The sequence below is a fragment of the Synechococcus sp. CS-603 genome, from assembly GCF_977929215.1.
This window is the reverse complement of record NZ_OZ376778.1, coordinates 2,539,998-2,554,387: the sequence shown is the minus strand read 5'-3', so window position 1 is coordinate 2,554,387 and position 14,390 is coordinate 2,539,998. Positions and strand designations below refer to the sequence as shown.

Below are 14,390 nucleotides of genomic sequence, written 5' to 3'. Positions count from 1 at the left end.
GATCAGCGGCTCCGGGGGGAGCCGTCAGGTACGAACACGTAGCCATAGCCCCAGACGGTCTGTAGGTAGCGGGGACGGCTGGGGTCAGGTTCGATCAAGCGGCGCACCCGCGACACCTGCACATCCATGCTGCGGCTGTCGGTTTCGCTGCCGGGGCCGCGGGCGAGTTCGATCAGGCGCTCCCGTGACAGCGGCCGGTGCGGGTGCTGGACAAAAGCGGCCAGCAGGCTGAACTCGCCGCTGGTGATCACCACCGCCTCTCCGTCCCGCACCAGGGTGCGGGCGGAGAGATCAAGGCAGTTGGTGCCGAAGCTGATCACCTCGCCATCGGCCAGGGGTGTGCCGGCCGGCATGGTGCCGCGGCGACGCAGCACCGCTTCGATCCGCGCCGTGAGTTCCCGGGGCAGGAAGGGTTTGGCCAGGTAGTCGTCGGCGCCCTGTTCCAGCCCGATGATCCGATCGACGGCCTCGGCCCGCGCGGTGAGCATCACCACGGGCAGATCGTCACGGCCATCGCGTAGCCGGCGCAGCAGGGTGAGCCCATCATCACCGGGCAGCATCAGGTCGAGGACGAGCAGGTCGGGCCGCTGGAATTCGAGCCTGGCCATCAGTTGGCGGCCATCGGTCAGGCAGCGCACGTCATAGCCCTGGTCGGTGAGGTGGGTGCCCAGCAGCTGGCGCAGTTCCGGATCGTCATCCACCACCCAGATCGTGTGGACTCGGCTCATGGCTTGGGGGTGGTTCGGTCCTTGAACTGTATGGAGCCGGAATGCAGCCGCTCCCGATTCGGCTGCGCCCAGCCTGGCTGTGGCTTGTCCAACCATGACTGGCACTGCTGTCGGTTGGATTCGGTCATGGCTTAGGGCCATGCAGAGAGCTAATCGATTGAAGCGTGAGCTCCTTCTTCCATAGGGTGAGCCGATGCTGTCTGCCTTGCCATGCGGCCCGCTTCGGGGTCTTTGCCGGCCTCCTGCCGCCATTCGGGGCGCCCTGGCGTTGGCCCTTGCTCTGGCGGCCCTGGCTGGGATCGTCTGCGGGCCCGGCGCTGGCGTGGGCCAGGCCCAGGACTCCCTCCAGCTGATGCGCTACGAGAAACGAATGAAGAGCTGGTTTCGCCGGATTGATCGCAACGGCGATGGCCGGATCACGCCAGCGGAGGCCAGGGGGCACCTGTTTCTTGAAATGAACTTCGAGCGGCTTGACGCGGCCGGCCGGGGTTACCTGCGGCCCCTGGACCTGGCCCCTGCCCGGACCCATTACCTCGGCGAGCGGCTGCGCAAGATGTTCCAGAAAGCCGACCAGAACCGCAACGGGCAACTGAGCCTGCGTGAGGCCGATGCGTTTCCATGGCTGTCCAAGCGATTCACAGAGGCTGATCGGGACCGTAACGGCAGCGTCACCCTCGAGGAGTTCTGGCAACTGCGCCGTTCACTGGCCCCGCGGCGCTAGGTCGCTCCGGATTCATGGGTCGTCGCGATCGGGTTTGCGGATCTGCACCACGCTCCAGAGCATGCGAGCCAGCTCGGCTGGCACCCGGAACACACCGCCGACGCCCGGTAGGGCCATGCGCAGGATTCGAAACAGGCCATTGGCCAGCAGCAGCATTGCCGCGATCGCCAGGCTCACCACCACCAGAATCCCCAGCGTCTGCAGCAATCCAGCCGCCAAAGCGACGATCCCCTGGCCGATCTGGCTGATCCCCTTGAGCAGGACGCTGATCACCTTGCTGACCAACAGCAGTGAATCCAGTCGTTCGGGCAACTGGATCAGGAGCAGCAGGATCCCGGCTCCGATGCCGATGTTCAGCAAGGCGAGCAGCAGTTCGCGCCAGGGCGAGCGACGCCGGCGTTTGCGGAAGACCTTGCGGTCCTGGCCGGCTTTGAAGCCCGGTTCACTGAGCAGATTCATGGCGTCATGCTCCGCTGCGGCACTCTTGCCCCGAGGTGGTGCTCAGCCATGGAGGCTGTAGCCGGCGCCCCGCATCCAGCGCTCGAATTCGATCAACACCAGTTCGTTGGGACAGTCCACCAGGCTGAGCCCCTCCACCGTGCAGTCGCCCTGGCCACCGTGGTGCAGGGTGAGATGGAAATTGCTGCCGCTGAGCCCGCAAACCTCCGGATCGCTGCGCACCACCACATCAAGGGAGGTTCCCAGACGGCTGACACGTCGTCTCAGCTCTGACCAGCTGTCCGTCATGGGCTTGTCGTCATGGGCTTTGTTTCACGTTCGCCGTCGTGCCAGCGTCCACATCAAGAGTTTGACCCCAACGGCACGATCCTGAACAGATGGTCTTGAACAGCGATCCTCAAGGGACGGGATCCACTGCTGCCTCAGGCCGGGCTTCCGTCGCCGCTGGGCTGACCGCCGGGTTGGCCGATGGAATGGCCGGCCGGCGTGGCACGGGAAGCATCAGGCCGATCGAGGTGGTGATCGCCAGCGCTGCCATGGCCGCCAGGGGGGAGGCCAGGCGTTGGCGCAGGGGGATGCGCTCCAGGATCTCCCGGCGGGGAAGCGGTCGCTCGGCGGGAAGCTCGAAATCCACCTGCACCCGCGGATCAAGCCGCAGCTGATCCAGGCAGCGGACCAGGTCCGAGAGCTCGGCATCGTCGAAGGCGAGTTCAAGGGGGGACGTGTCGGGCTGGCTGCTGCGGACCAGCACCCGGTGGCTCGTCAGGCTCGCTTCGCCCTCCATCGGTTGGATCTGCACCGGGCTGTCTTGGGCTCCAAAGCGGCGCGGCACCCCGCTGACCAGATGGCGGGCATAGGGGAGCACGGCCTGCATCAGGGCCGCGAGATGCTCCCGTTTCCCTTCCAATGCCGGGTGACCGGCGAGGGAGAGCTCCCAGCCGGTGAGGATGCCGATCACGTCCTGGCCCTGCGCGGCCGAGTAGTCCGGCAGGCCATCGAGGCGAAGCCGGCAACTGGTTTGCTCGAAGCGGTAACTCAGCTTCATGCGGAGGCATCCATGAGGCTGGCCTTGAGGCGATCGAACCCACCTTGGCCGGCGCCAAAGGCCAGGCCATGGATCAGCTGACGCCGCAGCTGGGGTCCGTAGGCGGGATCGAGAAGTTTCTGAACACCTCCGCGCCGGGGGTTGAGCCGCTCCCGGATCAATTCCTCCAGCCGGCCCTGGAACAGGCCCCAGCGCTGGCCGGTGACAGCCTCAGGCTCGGTGGAGGAAAGCAATTGACGCAGCATCGGATAGAGGCGGTCGGCCAGGGCGCAGAGCAGGCTGATCAGGGCGTCGGTTTCCGGTTCGCTCAGTTCACCGCGGCGGCAGGCCAGTCGCAGTGGGTTGTAACACCGCCGCTTCCAGAGTTCGACCCGGTTGGGGAAGAGCTCGCCGAAGCCGAGCTGGGCCGCCATCCAGACCATCGCCTCGCCGCCGTTGAGGTCGAGGGCTTCGACGCTGAGCAACATCAGGTCAAGACGCTCCAGGCCGCGGCGGGAGATCCGGGCGCCGGCAGGGCGTTGGGTCAGGGGAGGTTGAGCCAGGGAAGACTCGCCCAAAGAAGCATTGGCCATGGCTGCGATGATGCCAGCGCCCGAGCCGATTCGTCACGCGCCCGCTTGCCATGGCCAGCCCTTCCACACCAGTTCATCCAGTCCAGACGCCCGATCTGCGCGGATTGGTGCGGGAGATTCCCGATTTTCCCAAGCCCGGCATCCTCTTCCGTGATCTGATGCCGCTGATGCGCGATCCGCTGGGCTGGGGTGAGGTGATGCGCCAGCTCGCCCAGGTCTGTGAACGGCTCCAGCCCGACCTGATCGTTGGCATCGAATCGCGGGGATTCATCGTTGGCACCGCCCTGGCCACGGTGGTGGCCGTGGGCTTTGTGCCCGTGCGCAAGCCCGGCAAGCTGCCCGGCGCCGTGTGTGGCGTCGACTACGACCTGGAGTACGGCAGCGACCGGCTGGAGATCCAGCACGATGCGCTCAGCGGAGCCCCTCGGGTGCTGATCATCGACGATCTGCTTGCCACCGGTGGCACCGCCTCTGCTTGCGCCGAACTGGTGACACTGGCTGGCGGGCAGCTCTGCGGCTTTGGCTTCGTGGCCGAACTGGCAGCCCTGGAGGGACGCCAGCGCCTGCCTGTTGATCAGCCCGTGGAATCACTGATCGTCTACGCCTGAATGATTAACGCCTGAAATTTTTGACCGGCCAGATCGTTTAGTCCTGGTTGTCCTGCCAGGCCAGGACCCGATCGAGTTGCTCCAGGCTGATCAGACCGAAACGCCAGAGAATGACCGGCAAGGGCGCTTGCTCCAGCTGGGCCTGCTTCACGCCCAGATCCAGGGCATTGTCGCTGAGACCAAGCTCAAGGCGCAAGTAGCGCACCAGGGCAGAGGGCGGGGGCAGTTGCGGTGTGGTGCTGATCACCATGACGCAAACGCCAGGGAGAGACTCTTCACTCTGACCATGGAGCGGTCAGCTGGCAAGGCCCCAGGGTCATCGCCTTCAAGCTCAACCTTCGCAGCGGCGCCCCGCTCCCCAGCAGGCCCAGAACCAGGCGCCGCAATCCCAGCAGCAACGGCTGGCGGTTGGAGAACAAGCGCACCAGCAGGTCGGTGGCGAGCAGGGTGAGCAGCACATCCCCCCAGCGGTTCCAGGCATAGGAGCGGCCGATGGCAGCCACCGCCAGCCGGCCGCGGGCGGCCCGCTCCGCCTGTTTCTGCAGGGCGCGCACATCCCGCCAGCAGAGGTTGAGCCCCTGGCCGCCAACGGGATGGCAGCGGTGCAGGGTTTCCCCCACAAGCACGGTGTTGCCACGGTGACAGCGATGGGCCATCCCCAGGGCGACCGGGAAGGCGCGGGGGGTATCGAGCAGGGCCTCGACCTGCAGGCCATCAGGGAGAACTCCGGCGAGCTGGTCGAGGAAGGCCACCGGATCAAGGCTCTCCAGAGCCCGCAGGCGCTGGGCCGGTGCACTCCAGACCAGTTGAAAGTGATCGCCACCCAGCGGCAGCACCGCGAACGGTCCCTGGGCGCGGAACAGCTCCCAGGCCTGATCCGGCGCTGAGCCGCGCAGGCGCACCTGGACGCTCAGGCAGGCCTGCCGGTAGGGCAGCCGCCAGCTGCCGATGCCGAGGCTTGAGCGGCTGGGCGAATCGCTGCCGTCGGCGGCCACGACCAGATCGGCCGTTTGCGCAGAACCCTTGCTGCTACCAGCCTCTCCCAGGGACAGCCGTACCGATGGGTTGGCTTCGAGCCGCTCCAGGAGAAGCTCCATCAAGGGCCTGTGCTGCAGCACCCAGCCCACGCAGTCAGTGGCCGGTGCATGCCGGGCCGCAGGCCCAAGATCGGCGCTGCTGAACGGCACTCGCCCGCCTACCTCGAGATCACAGAGTTGGAGCGACCGGAACGGAGCCAGGTCAGGGGTGAGTTCCTGCCAGAGGCCCAGGCGCTGGAGCAGCAGACGGCTGGAATGGGACAGGGCGTAAGCACGCTGGCGCCGCAGCAACTGCTCCGCAGAGAGTGGATCCTCCAGGTGCACCTGCCAGCCCACCTCAGCGAGGGCGAGGGCGGCCAGGGCACCGGTGGGACCGGCTCCGAGCACCTGAGCCAGCAGTGGAGCGCGCATCGGTCAGCCTGCGGGGCCTGCGGATACCCCATAAAAAAAGCCGCAACAGAAGTCTGTTGCGGCTTTGATGTTGAAGTGGATCCAAGGGTGATCAAGCAGGTCGGGAAAACCGTCCGTTTCAGCCCGTTTCAGCCGATGCCGAGCAGGCCGCGGGTGAAGGCTTCGCCACCGAGAGCGAATTCGGTGGCCAGCAGGGCGATGAAGCCGAGCATGGCCATGCGGCCATTGAGCTTCTCGGCGCGCTCGTGGAAGCCCCAGCCGCCCTCAGGTGCCACCACTTCCATGCGGGGCTCGGTGGCAAAAGCGTTGAGGCGACCGCCGTCTTCCATCGTGACGGTGGCTCCACGGATCGGGGCGCGGTCGGTGGTGGGTGCGATGGAGGTGACTTGGGTCATGGTGACTTCGTTTGGTATGGCGTAATTGTAACACATTGTTTCGCTTCGTAACGGAAGTGATGGAAACTTCAGCGCAGGCGGCGGAGGCAGAGCTCCTCAAAGGCTGGCCGCAACAGAAACGGGTACTCCCCGACCCAGAGCTTCAGGCCAGGGATCCAGGCGTCGCTGAGGGCCCCGATCCGTGAGAAGTCAGGCCGCTCGCTCAGTACCAGGCAACGGATCGCCATCCCTTTGCGGATCGTCTTGTGCTTCTTGTCCATCGGGAAACGCACCTGGCCCAGGTAGCCCTCCTCGTCTTCGAGCTGGAGGCAGAGCCAGGTGCGGCGGTTCTCCACCAGCTCCAGTCGGCCCCGCCCATCGGCCTGTTCCTTGCGCTCCACGATGCGCTCCCGCGTGAACAGGTCGGCCACCACCCCTTCGAAGATCGCCCCTGCTTTGTACCGGCGCAGGGTGGCGTTGCGGCGCCCCGCTTCGACGATCGGCCCCCAGAGGATATAGAGCAAAAACACGAAGCCGCAGACCAGCCAGATCGGCCCGAAGCGCATCGCGATCCTGCTCTGGGCGATCAGCAGCGACAGCACCCCACCGATCACGGAGATCAGCACCCGCTGCAGGATCTTGCGGGGGTTGCCGCTGCAGAAGTTGAACTGGGGCCCGGTGGCCACCGCCGGGATCAGGCGATGCAGCTCGCCGTCTTTGAGCGGGATCAGCATGGCGTCACAGCAGTCGTTCGAGGCCATACACCAGGCCGTTGAGCTGGCGCACCCGCCGCACGGTCAGCAGCACCCCCGGCATGTAGGCGGAGCGATCAATCGTGTCGTGGCGCAGCACGTAGGTTTCGCCAGCGGCGCCGAACATCACTTCCTGGTGGGCCACCAGGCCCGGCAGCCGGATCGAGTGCAGGCGCAGGCCGCTCTCGCGCTGCCCGCCGCGGCAGCCCGCCAGCGTTTCGTGCTCCTCCACCTGGGGGGCATTGAAGCTTTTGCCGATCTCCTCGATCAATTCGGCGGTCTTGAGGCAGGTGCCGCTGGGGGCGTCGGCCTTGCGGTTGTGGTGCAGCTCGGTGAGTTCGGCGAAGTCGTAGAAGCGGGCGGCGGCGGCGGCGGCCTGCTGGAGCAGCACCATGCCGACGGAAAAATTCGGAATGATGGCGGCGCCGATCCCGGCCTTCTCGGCAAAACCGGCCAGATCCGCCAGTTGCTTCGGGCTGAGGCCGGTGGTGCCGATCACCGGGTGCACCCCGTAGGCGATCGCGGCACGGGTGTGCTCGTACACCACCTTTGGATGGGTGAAATCCACCAGCACTGCCCCAGCGGGCTGCTGGCGAACGGCCTGGCTGGCCTGACAGAGAGTCCCTTCCAGGTCGGCGCTGATCGCCACCTCCAGCTCACCCAAGCCCAGTTCCAGTCCCACATCCGCCCCTTCTTTGCCGGGGGTGGTGTCGATCGCGCCGACCAGCTGGCAGTCGGCGGCTGCGGTCACCGCTTTGACCACCTCAGCCCCCATCCGGCCCAGAGCTCCAGCCACCACCACGGCGATTGGAGCGACCTGGCTTGCAGGGTGATCGGACGGCCCGTTGGCGGCAGTCATCAAGGGCTTGCAGTGGCACGAATCCGCTGAGCCTATGGCCGATCGCGCGGGCGGAGGGCCAGCAAGGCCAGGCAAGACCTGTTACGCCTTGGCTTCAGAAGCCTCGCCCCAACAGCGGAGTCCGTAAGCTTCTTCATATTGCTCAATCACCCCGGCGCCGATGTTCACGCAGGTCCGCTCCGCCAGTCGCCGTGTTCGCCCGAACGACCAGCATGGCCCCGCCGGCAGTGAGGGTCGGGCCGTGATGCGGGCGGTCTACGTGGTGCTCGAGCCCCAGTACCAGAACGCCCTCACCCAGGCGGCCAACAGCCTCAACGAGCAGAACAGTGCCCTGGCCGTCGACCTGAGCGGCTACCTGATTGAGGAGCTGCGCGATCCGGAGAACTACGCCGCCTTCTGCGCCGATGTGGCCGAAGCCGATGTGTTCATCGCCTCGCTGATCTTCATTGAAGATCTGGCCCAGAAGGTGGTGGAGGCGGTGGCGCCCCACCGCGATCGGCTCAAGGCCGCCGTGGTCTTCCCCTCCATGCCGGAGGTGATGCGGCTCAACAAGCTCGGCACCTTCTCGATGGCCCAGCTGGGCCAGAGCAAGAGCGCCATCGCCAGCTTCATGAAGAAGCGCAAGGAGGCCAATGGCGCCGGCTTCCAGGACGCGATGTTGAAACTGCTCAACACCCTGCCCACGGTTCTCAAATATCTGCCGGTGGAGAAGGCGCAGGATGCCCGCTCCTTCATGCTCAGCTTTCAGTATTGGCTGGGGGGAACGCCGGACAACCTGCGCAACCTGCTGTTGATGCTGGCCGATAAATATGTATTCCCCAAGGGCGACACTGGCCGGCCGGCGCTTGAGGTGGCCGAACCGGTGGTGTTCCCGGATCTGGGCCTCTGGCACCCCCTGGCGCCGGGGATGTTCGAAGACCTCAAGGAATATCTGAACTGGAACTCCAGCCGCGCCGACCTCAGCGAGAAGGCCAAGGCCGGTCCGGTGATCGGTCTGGTGCTGCAGCGCAGCCACATCGTCACCGGCGATGAGGCGCACTACGTGGCGGTGATCCAGGAACTGGAATATCGCGGCGCCACCGTGATTCCGGTGTTCTGCGGCGGGCTCGATTTCTCCAAGCCCGTCAAGGCTTTCTTCTACGACCCGCTCGATCCCGACCAGCCGCTGGTGGATGGGGTGGTGAGCCTCACCGGCTTCGCCTTGATCGGTGGCCCGGCCCGCCAGGACCATCCCCGCGCCATCGAGGCCCTCTCGAAGCTGAACCGGCCCTACATGGTGGCCCTGCCGCTGGTGTTCCAGACCACCCAGGAGTGGGAGGAGAGCGACCTGGGCCTACACCCGGTGCAGGTGGCCCTGCAGATCGCCATCCCCGAACTCGATGGCGCGATCGAGCCGATCGTGCTCTCCGGCCGCGATGACGCCACCGGCAAGGCCCACACCCTCCAGGACCGGGTCGAAGCGATCGCCGAGCGGGTGATCCGCTGGGCCTCGCTGCGCACCAAGCCCCGCGTCACCAAAAAGCTGGCGATCACGGTGTTCAGCTTCCCGCCCGACAAGGGCAACGTGGGCACCGCGGCTTACCTCGATGTCTTCGGCTCGATCCACCGGGTGCTCGAGGAAATGAAGCGCCAGGGCTACGACGTGCAGAACCTGCCGCGGGATTCCAAGGCACTGATGGAAGCGGTGATCAATGATCCCGAGGCCCTCCAGGGCGCACCGGAACTGGCGATCGCCCACCGCATGAGCGGGGAGGAGTACGAGCGGCTCACCCCCTATTCCGAGCGGCTGGAAGAGAACTGGGGCAAGCCCCCCGGCAATCTCAACAGCGATGGCACCAACCTGCTGATCTACGGCCGCCACTTCGGCAATATTTTTGTGGGCGTGCAGCCCACCTTCGGCTACGAAGGCGATCCGATGCGGCTGCTCTATTCGCGCAGTGCCAGCCCCCACCACGGCTTTGCCGCGTATTACACCTACCTGGAGAAGGTCTGGGGCGCCGATGCGGTGCTGCATTTCGGCACCCACGGCTCGCTGGAGTTCATGCCCGGCAAGCAGATGGGCATGAGCGAAACCTGCTACCCGGATTCACTGATCGGCGCCCTGCCGAACCTCTATTACTACGCCGCCAACAATCCGTCGGAGGCCACGATCGCCAAGCGGCGGGGCTATGCCGCCACGATCAGCTACCTCACCCCACCGGCTGAGAACGCCGGGCTTTACAGGGGATTGAAGGAGCTGGGCGAACTGGTGGGCTCTTACCAGCAGCTGCGCGAGAGCTCCAGGGGTGTGCAGATCGTCAATGCGATCGTGGAAACAGCCCGCCAGTGCAACCTCGACAAGGACGTGACCCTGCCGGAGGGTGAGGCCGCCGAGCTGGACCTTGAGGGCCGCGATTCGGTGGTGGGTGCGGTGTACCGCCAGCTGATGGAAATCGAGAGCCGGCTGCTGCCCTGCGGCCTGCACACGATCGGCAAACCACCCACCGCTGAGGAGGCGATTGCCACCCTGGTGAGCATCGCCGCTCTCGAGCGTGAGGAAGAGGGCTATCGCAGCCTGCCGGGCCTGATCGCCGAAAGCCTCGGGCGCACGATCGATGCCATCTACCGCGGCAACGACGCCGGGGTGCTGGTCGATGTGGAGCTCAACCAGACGATCACTGAGGCCTGCCGCGCGGCGGTGGGCTCGATGGTGCGCGCGGTCACGGGCAGCGATGGCCGGGTCGATCTCAAGGGTCGCTTTGGTTGGTTCTTCGCCCTGCTGGAGCGCTTCGGCTATGAGCGCCCCAGCCCCTGGCTGAGCTCCTGCCGGTCCTCGGGCTTTGCGGGCGTGGATCCGCTTGAGCTCGACAAGTTGTTCGGCTACCTGCGCTTCTGCCTCGAGCAGATCTGCGCCGACATGGAGATGGAGAGCCTGCTGCGGGCCCTCGATGGCGAATACGTGATCCCGGGTCCGGGCGGTGATCCGATCCGCAACCCGGGTGTGCTGCCCAGCGGCAAGAACATCCACGCCCTCGACCCCCAGTCGATTCCCACCCGCGCCGCCATTGCCGCCGCCAAGGTGGTGGTGGATCGCTTGATCGAGCGCCAGAAGGCCGAGCAGGGCACCTGGCCCGAAACCATCGCCTGCGTGCTCTGGGGCACCGACAACATCAAGACCTACGGCGAATCCCTCGCCCAGATCCTCTGGTTCATCGGCGTGCGCCCCGTGGCCGATTCCCTCGGCCGGGTCAACAAGCTGGAGTTGCTCTCGCTTGAGGAGTTGGGGCGCCCCCGCATCGATGTGGTGGTGAATTGCTCCGGTGTGTTCCGCGATCTGTTCATCAACCAGATGGGCCTGATTGATCAGGGCGTGAAGATGGCCGCGGAGGCCGATGAGCCACTGGAGATGAACTTTGTGCGCAAGCACAGCCGGGAGCAGGCCGCAGCTCAGGGCATCTCGCTGCGGGAGGCGGCCACGCGGGTGTTCTCCAATGCCAGCGGTAGCTATTCATCGAATGTGAACCTGGCGGTGGAGAACAGCACCTGGGAGGAGGAAGGAGATCTCCAGGAGATGTACCTCTCACGCAAAACCTTCGCCTTCAACGCCGACAACCCCGGTGAGATGAACCAGAACCGCGACGTGTTCGAATCAGCGATGAAAACCGCCGATGTGACCTTCCAGAACCTGGATTCGGCTGAGATTTCGCTCACCGATGTGAGCCACTACTTCGATTCCGACCCCACCAAACTGATCGCCGGCCTGCGTGACGACGGCAAGGCACCCACCAGCTACATCGCTGACACCACCACGGCCAACGCCCAGGTGCGTTCTTTAAGCGAAACGATCCGGCTTGATTCACGCACCAAGCTGCTCAACCCCAAGTGGTATGAGGGCATGCTCAATTCCGGCTATGAAGGGGTGCGCGAGGTGGCCAAGCGCCTCAACTTCACCCTGGGCTGGAGTGCCACCAGCGGTGCCGTCGATAACTTCGTCTATGAGGAAGCCAACGACACCTTCATCAACGACGCGGAGATGCGCAAGCGGCTGTTGGAGCTCAACCCCCACAGCTTCCGCCGCATCGTGGGCACCCTACTGGAAGTGAACGGCCGCGGCTATTGGGAAACCTCCGAGGAGAATATCGCCCAGCTCCAGGAGATCTACCAGGAGATCGAAGACCGGATCGAGGGCGTCACGGCTCCCTGAACGGCTACGTCCAGTTGATCAAAGGCCCTGCCGGCACCACGCCGGACGGGTTGATGGTGGGATGGCTCTGGTAGTAATGCCCTTTGATGTGCTGCATGTTCACGGTTTCGGCCACACCGGGAAAGCTATAGAGCTCACGCACGTAGCGCCAGAGATTGGGATAGTCGACGATGCGGCGCAGGTTGCATTTGAAATGCCCCACATAGACCGGATCAAAGCGCACCAAGGTGGTGAACAGGCGCCAGTCAGCTTCGGTGATGCGGCTGCCCACCAGGTAAGGCTGATCGGAGAGCCGTTGCTCGAGCAGGTCGAGGGTGGCGAACAGGGGTTGGATCGCCTCGTCGTAGGCCTCCTGAGTTGTGGCAAATCCGCAGCGGTAGACGCCGTTGTTCACCGTTTCGTAGATGAGCTGGTTGATTTGATCAATCTCATCCCAGAGATCCTCGGGGTAGTAGTCGCCAGGATCAGCGCCGATGTCATTGAAGGCACTGTTGAACATCCGGATGATTTCCGAGGATTCGTTGTTCACGATCTGCCCTGTTTCCTTATCCCAGAGCAGTGGCACCGTGACGCGACCGCTGTAGCCGGGATCGGCGCTGGTGTAGATCGCGTGCAACACCTTGGCGTGCTGAATTGGATCGGCAATCACCCCGTCGCCGGCTGCGAATGTCCAGCCCTGGTCTGCCATCTGCCAGTGCACCACCGAGTGCGAGAGCATCGGGGCGAGCCCTTTGATGCTGCGGAAGATCGCCGTGCGATGGGCCCAGGGGCAGGCGTGGGAGATGTAGAGGTGGTAGCGACCTGCTTCGGCTCGGAAGCCCCCCTCGCCAGTGGGGCCGGGCCGGCCATCCGGCGTGATCCAGTGGCGGAACTGCGCGGTGGAGCGGATGAAGCGGCCACCGCTGCTGCTGGTGTCGTACCACTGGTCGCGCCAGACCCCATCCACCAGTAAACCCATGCCCGAGTTGCAGCGGCGCCCAGGGTAACGAGCGACTTTGCCCTCTGATTGCCCCTTGGAGCTAAGGGCTCTGCAGGATGGCAAAAACAGCCTGTAGGGTCACAGCGCCGCCAACCCTGCCCTTCCTGCCATGGATGTGATCGACGCCATCGATGCCCGGCGGGCGGTGAAGCATTTCGATCCCGACCATCGCCTCAGCGCTGCTGAGGAGCGGCGGCTGCTGGAGATCACCATCCAGGCGCCCAGCAGTTTCAACATCCAGCACTGGCGGTTCGTGATCCTGCGCGATCCGGCGCTGCGGGCCAGGATCCGCCGCGACTACGGCAACGACCAGGCCCAGATCACCGACGCTTCGCTGCTGGTGCTGTTCACCGCAGACCTCAAGGCCTGGAGCAAGCAACCCGAGCGCTACTGGGCCAATGCCCCCCAGCCGGTGGCTGATCTGTTGGTGGGCTGGATGGGCCCCTTCCACGAAGGCCGGGAGTGGCTTCAGCGCGATGAGGCCCAGCGCTCGATCGGTCTGGCGATGCAGACCCTGATGCTGGCCGCTACTGGCCTGGGTTATCAGAGCTGCCCGATGATCGGCTTCGAGATCGAGAAGCTCGCTGAACTGATTCACCTGCCCGAGGATCACGTGATGGGGCCGATGGTGGCCATCGGCAAGGGCACCCAGGACCCCCTCCCGAAGCCGGGCCAGTTGGCCCTAGAGACCCTGGTGGTTGACAACGGATTCTGACCCTGGCAAGAGTTGAGAGGATCGAAACGAATTCATTTCGAAGGTTCAGAAACCAGCACCGAAAGGAGCTGAAGTCAAACATGATCTGGAGAAGAAGACAGGGATGAAAGATTTTCGACTCGATGGCCAAAAGGCATTGATTTCGGGAGGCTCCAAAGGCCTGGGTGCGGCAATCGCTGAAAGATTCTCCGAAGCTGGAGCAGACATCGGAGTGATCGGCAGGGACAAAGAGGGACTGAGCAGGATCAAAGGTATTGTCGAGAACAATCATCGCAACTGCTGGGTGATCGAAGAAGACGTTTCGTCGATCGAGGGAGCAGGACGAGCAGGTGAAAGAGCACTAGCCTTTTCCCCGGAATGGGATGTCCTTGTCAACAATGCCGGCATCGCCAGGGTTCAGTCGATCCTTGAAATCACACAGGACGACTGGAGTGATGTATTTTCAGTCAATCTTCGCTCAGCCTTGATTCTTTCTCAGGCCATTGTTCCCCAGATGATCAAGAGGGGACACGGCAAAGTGGTCAACATCTCATCGATTGGAGCCTTCATCGGCACTCCTGGACTAGGTGCATATGCGGCATCAAAGGCAGCCCTCAACCAACTGACCAGGACCATGGCCGTTGAATGGGGGCCACACAATATTCATATCAACGCACTCTGCCCGACTGTTATCCTGACCAAAATGGGCCATGACATCTGGGACAGTCCTTCCATGGAAAAACCCAGACAATCGAAAGAGCAAAGAATACCCCTGCATCGCTTTGGAGAGCCGTCAGAAGTAGCCAATGTGGCCTTATTCCTGGCCAGTGCCGCATCGGATTTTGTTCAGGGGGTCTCTCTTTCTTTGGATGGAGGCATGACAATCGCTCCTTAGAGTGCGTGCAGGCCGACCTTGGCGATGACCATGATCGGGCTCGTTTCTGATTTGCCTCGAGTCAGAGAGCCGA

16 protein-coding genes are annotated in these 14,390 nt (G+C 64.3%); 5 read left to right on the top strand and 11 right to left on the bottom strand.

What is annotated here, in order from left to right; genetic code table 11:
* Positions 1–2: 2 nt before the first annotated feature.
* Positions 3–728: a response regulator gene (locus ACXMDM_RS13450; RefSeq protein WP_071799972.1), complete on the bottom strand. Its 726-nt coding sequence runs from the start codon at positions 726–728 to the stop codon at positions 3–5.
* A 193-nt stretch (positions 729–921) separates the two neighbouring features.
* Between ACXMDM_RS13450 and ACXMDM_RS13445 the strand changes: the two genes are divergently transcribed.
* The gene (locus tag ACXMDM_RS13445; protein ID WP_083544356.1) at positions 922–1,449 is read left to right on the top strand and encodes an EF-hand domain-containing protein; all 528 of its coding nucleotides are present in this window, start codon (positions 922–924) and stop codon (positions 1,447–1,449) included.
* Positions 1,450–1,461: 12 nt separating this feature from the next.
* On the opposite strand, the gene ACXMDM_RS13440 is transcribed toward ACXMDM_RS13445, so the two are convergent.
* The 4 genes from ACXMDM_RS13440 to ACXMDM_RS13425 all read right to left on the bottom strand — a co-directional run bounded on the left by ACXMDM_RS13440 (position 1,462) and on the right by ACXMDM_RS13425 (position 3,525).
* Positions 1,462–1,908, bottom strand: coding sequence for a hypothetical protein (locus ACXMDM_RS13440; RefSeq protein ID WP_071799971.1), 447 nt, complete (start codon positions 1,906–1,908; stop codon positions 1,462–1,464).
* Positions 1,909–1,950: 42 nt separating this feature from the next.
* On the bottom strand, positions 1,951–2,196 hold the full coding sequence (locus ACXMDM_RS13435) for a hypothetical protein (protein ID WP_071799970.1): 246 nt from the start codon (positions 2,194–2,196) through the stop codon (positions 1,951–1,953).
* 109 nt (positions 2,197–2,305) lie between these two features.
* Positions 2,306–2,953: a DUF4335 domain-containing protein gene (locus tag ACXMDM_RS13430; protein WP_071799969.1), complete on the bottom strand. Its 648-nt coding sequence runs from the start codon at positions 2,951–2,953 to the stop codon at positions 2,306–2,308.
* Positions 2,950–3,525: a DUF3038 domain-containing protein gene (locus tag ACXMDM_RS13425; protein WP_071799968.1), complete on the bottom strand. Its 576-nt coding sequence runs from the start codon at positions 3,523–3,525 to the stop codon at positions 2,950–2,952. Before ACXMDM_RS13425 ends, ACXMDM_RS13430 begins: the two co-directional genes overlap by 4 nt.
* Positions 3,526–3,575: 50 nt before the next feature.
* On the opposite strand from ACXMDM_RS13425, the gene ACXMDM_RS13420 reads away from it, so the two are divergent.
* Entirely contained in the window at positions 3,576–4,133 is a 558-nt protein-coding gene (locus ACXMDM_RS13420) for an adenine phosphoribosyltransferase (RefSeq protein ID WP_071799967.1), read from the top strand.
* A gap of 37 nt (positions 4,134–4,170) precedes the next feature.
* Here ACXMDM_RS13420 and ACXMDM_RS13415 read toward each other — a convergent pair whose 3' ends face one another.
* The 5 genes from ACXMDM_RS13415 to dapB all read right to left on the bottom strand — a co-directional run bounded on the left by ACXMDM_RS13415 (position 4,171) and on the right by dapB (position 7,566).
* The gene (locus tag ACXMDM_RS13415) at positions 4,171–4,383 is read right to left on the bottom strand and encodes a DUF2949 domain-containing protein (protein WP_071799966.1); all 213 of its coding nucleotides are present in this window, start codon (positions 4,381–4,383) and stop codon (positions 4,171–4,173) included.
* 25 nt (positions 4,384–4,408) lie between these two features.
* On the bottom strand, positions 4,409–5,581 hold the full coding sequence (locus ACXMDM_RS13410) for an FAD-dependent monooxygenase (RefSeq protein WP_071799965.1): 1,173 nt from the start codon (positions 5,579–5,581) through the stop codon (positions 4,409–4,411).
* A 128-nt stretch (positions 5,582–5,709) separates the two neighbouring features.
* Positions 5,710–5,976: a CAB/ELIP/HLIP family chlorophyll-binding protein gene (locus ACXMDM_RS13405; protein WP_071799964.1), complete on the bottom strand. Its 267-nt coding sequence runs from the start codon at positions 5,974–5,976 to the stop codon at positions 5,710–5,712.
* A gap of 68 nt (positions 5,977–6,044) precedes the next feature.
* On the bottom strand, positions 6,045–6,689 hold the full coding sequence (locus ACXMDM_RS13400) for a DUF8619 family protein (protein ID WP_071801895.1): 645 nt from the start codon (positions 6,687–6,689) through the stop codon (positions 6,045–6,047).
* A gap of 4 nt (positions 6,690–6,693) precedes the next feature.
* Complete coding sequence (gene dapB, locus ACXMDM_RS13395) at positions 6,694–7,566, bottom strand: 4-hydroxy-tetrahydrodipicolinate reductase (protein WP_071799963.1); 873 nt, start codon at positions 7,564–7,566, stop codon at positions 6,694–6,696.
* Between the two features lie 160 nt (positions 7,567–7,726).
* Between dapB and ACXMDM_RS13390 the strand changes: the two genes are divergently transcribed.
* Positions 7,727–11,749, top strand: coding sequence for a magnesium chelatase subunit H (locus tag ACXMDM_RS13390; protein ID WP_259723194.1), 4,023 nt, complete (start codon positions 7,727–7,729; stop codon positions 11,747–11,749).
* A gap of 4 nt (positions 11,750–11,753) precedes the next feature.
* On the opposite strand, the gene ACXMDM_RS13385 is transcribed toward ACXMDM_RS13390, so the two are convergent.
* The gene (locus ACXMDM_RS13385) at positions 11,754–12,707 is read right to left on the bottom strand and encodes a glutathione S-transferase family protein (RefSeq protein WP_071799961.1); all 954 of its coding nucleotides are present in this window, start codon (positions 12,705–12,707) and stop codon (positions 11,754–11,756) included.
* Positions 12,708–12,837: 130 nt separating this feature from the next.
* Between ACXMDM_RS13385 and ACXMDM_RS13380 the strand changes: the two genes are divergently transcribed.
* Positions 12,838–13,443, top strand: coding sequence for a nitroreductase family protein (locus tag ACXMDM_RS13380; RefSeq protein WP_071799960.1), 606 nt, complete (start codon positions 12,838–12,840; stop codon positions 13,441–13,443).
* A 103-nt stretch (positions 13,444–13,546) separates the two neighbouring features.
* Positions 13,547–14,317, top strand: coding sequence for an SDR family NAD(P)-dependent oxidoreductase (locus ACXMDM_RS13375; RefSeq protein WP_071799959.1), 771 nt, complete (start codon positions 13,547–13,549; stop codon positions 14,315–14,317).
* Positions 14,318–14,390 lie beyond the last annotated feature (73 nt).

Excerpts from the sequence above, each read along its gene's own strand:
- ACXMDM_RS13450 (WP_071799972.1), bottom strand. The coding sequence starts at position 728 with ATGAGCCGAGTCCACACGATCTGGGTGGTGGATGACGATCCGGAACTG.
- ACXMDM_RS13445 (WP_083544356.1), top strand. The coding sequence starts at position 922 with ATGCTGTCTGCCTTGCCATGCGGCCCGCTTCGGGGTCTTTGCCGGCCT.
- ACXMDM_RS13440 (WP_071799971.1), bottom strand. The coding sequence starts at position 1,908 with ATGAATCTGCTCAGTGAACCGGGCTTCAAAGCCGGCCAGGACCGCAAG.
- ACXMDM_RS13435 (WP_071799970.1), bottom strand. The coding sequence starts at position 2,196 with ATGACGGACAGCTGGTCAGAGCTGAGACGACGTGTCAGCCGTCTGGGA.
- ACXMDM_RS13430 (WP_071799969.1), bottom strand. The coding sequence starts at position 2,953 with ATGAAGCTGAGTTACCGCTTCGAGCAAACCAGTTGCCGGCTTCGCCTC.
- ACXMDM_RS13425 (WP_071799968.1), bottom strand. The coding sequence starts at position 3,525 with ATGGCCAATGCTTCTTTGGGCGAGTCTTCCCTGGCTCAACCTCCCCTG.
- ACXMDM_RS13420 (WP_071799967.1), top strand. The coding sequence starts at position 3,576 with ATGGCCAGCCCTTCCACACCAGTTCATCCAGTCCAGACGCCCGATCTG.
- ACXMDM_RS13415 (WP_071799966.1), bottom strand. The coding sequence starts at position 4,383 with ATGGTGATCAGCACCACACCGCAACTGCCCCCGCCCTCTGCCCTGGTG.
- ACXMDM_RS13410 (WP_071799965.1), bottom strand. The coding sequence starts at position 5,581 with ATGCGCGCTCCACTGCTGGCTCAGGTGCTCGGAGCCGGTCCCACCGGT.
- ACXMDM_RS13405 (WP_071799964.1), bottom strand. The coding sequence starts at position 5,976 with ATGACCCAAGTCACCTCCATCGCACCCACCACCGACCGCGCCCCGATC.
- ACXMDM_RS13400 (WP_071801895.1), bottom strand. The coding sequence starts at position 6,689 with ATGCTGATCCCGCTCAAAGACGGCGAGCTGCATCGCCTGATCCCGGCG.
- dapB (WP_071799963.1), bottom strand. The coding sequence starts at position 7,566 with ATGACTGCCGCCAACGGGCCGTCCGATCACCCTGCAAGCCAGGTCGCT.
- ACXMDM_RS13390 (WP_259723194.1), top strand. The coding sequence starts at position 7,727 with ATGTTCACGCAGGTCCGCTCCGCCAGTCGCCGTGTTCGCCCGAACGAC.
- ACXMDM_RS13385 (WP_071799961.1), bottom strand. The coding sequence starts at position 12,707 with ATGGGTTTACTGGTGGATGGGGTCTGGCGCGACCAGTGGTACGACACC.
- ACXMDM_RS13380 (WP_071799960.1), top strand. The coding sequence starts at position 12,838 with ATGGATGTGATCGACGCCATCGATGCCCGGCGGGCGGTGAAGCATTTC.
- ACXMDM_RS13375 (WP_071799959.1), top strand. The coding sequence starts at position 13,547 with ATGAAAGATTTTCGACTCGATGGCCAAAAGGCATTGATTTCGGGAGGC.